The organism is Streptococcus infantis (genome assembly GCF_047460825.1).
GTDB lineage: Bacteria > Bacillota > Bacilli > Lactobacillales > Streptococcaceae > Streptococcus > Streptococcus infantis_V.
The window spans coordinates 1-1,081 of record NZ_JASHFO010000067.1; the positions used below are offsets into that span (position 1 = coordinate 1).

1 protein-coding gene and 1 pseudogene are annotated in these 1,081 nt (G+C 41.7%); one reads left to right on the forward strand and one right to left on the reverse strand.

Features of this window, described 5'->3' with window-relative positions; all coding sequences use genetic code 11:
- Positions 1 to 192 precede the first annotated feature (192 nt).
- A complete protein-coding gene (locus QM911_RS09825) occupies positions 193 to 417 on the reverse strand; it encodes an LPXTG cell wall anchor domain-containing protein (protein WP_414313877.1) in 225 nt (74 codons plus the stop codon).
- Between the two features lie 64 nt (positions 418 to 481).
- Between QM911_RS09825 and QM911_RS09830 the strand changes: the two are divergent.
- A pseudogene (locus tag QM911_RS09830) lies at positions 482 to 1,081 on the forward strand (hypothetical protein); the annotation flags it as partial.

Here is a 1,081-nt window from a genome sequence, read left to right on the forward strand (position 1 = left end):
TAGGAACTTTGACAACTTTAAGAAACGAATTTTCATCGCTCTGAATATAAAAATGAAGAGGACATCAATTGTCCTCTCCAGATGTTAGTTTTTATTCAACCCACTACAGTTGACAATGAGCCGAAAATTTAAACTTTTCAGGATTTTTTCTTATCTAGTCTTTATAGAACTACTCTATATAACATAGATATTTTAGATTTCATCTTTACTACGTTTTACAAACAAACCTAAACCAGTAATAGCTGCCAAAGCACCTAAAAGTAGAGATGAATTAGAATCTTCTGAACTAGTATTTGGTAATTGTTTTCCTGAATCACCTGTTGATTTTATCGTTCCAGAAGCTGATCTTGATTCAGAGGCTGATACCGAATTACTAATTGAATCAGAAGCAATTATATCAATGTTCAAACTATCCATAGAATAACTTTCAGGTAGTCCCTTACTTGTAACAATCGTTTAAGATGCAGATTCTGAAACTGACGTGCTTGCTGAGGCCGTTGTACTTGCTGAAGCCGTTGTGCTTACTGATACTGACGTGCTTGCTGATGCTGATGTTGATTCAGAAGCTGATGTGCTTGCTGAAGCTGATGTGCTTGCTGAAGCCGATGTGCTTGCTGAAGCTGATGTTGATTCAGAAGCTGATGTGCTTGCTGAAGCTGACGTGCTTGCTGAAGCTGATGTTGATTCAGAAGCTGATGTGCTTGCTGAAGCCGATGTTGATTCAGAAGCTGATGTGCTTGCTGATGCTGACGTGCTTGCTGATGCTGATGTTGATTCAGAAGCTGACGTGCTTGCTGAAGCCGATGTTGATTCAGAAGCTGATGTGCTTGCTGAAGCCGTTGTGCTTGCTGAAGCCGTTGTGCTTACTGAGGCTGATTCTGAAGACGATGTGCTTGCTGAAGCCGTTGTACTTGCTGAAGCCGTTGTGCTTACTGATGCTGATTCTGAAGACGATGTGCTTGCTGAAGCCGTTGTGCTTACTGAGGCTGATTCTGAAGACGATGTGCTTGCTGAAGCCGTTGTGCTTGCTGAAGCCGTTGTGCTTACTGAGGCTGATTCTGAAGACGATGTGCTTGCTGAA

Excerpts from the sequence above, each read along its gene's own strand:
- QM911_RS09825 (WP_414313877.1), bottom strand. The coding sequence starts at position 417 with ATGGATAGTTTGAACATTGATATAATTGCTTCTGATTCAATTAGTAAT.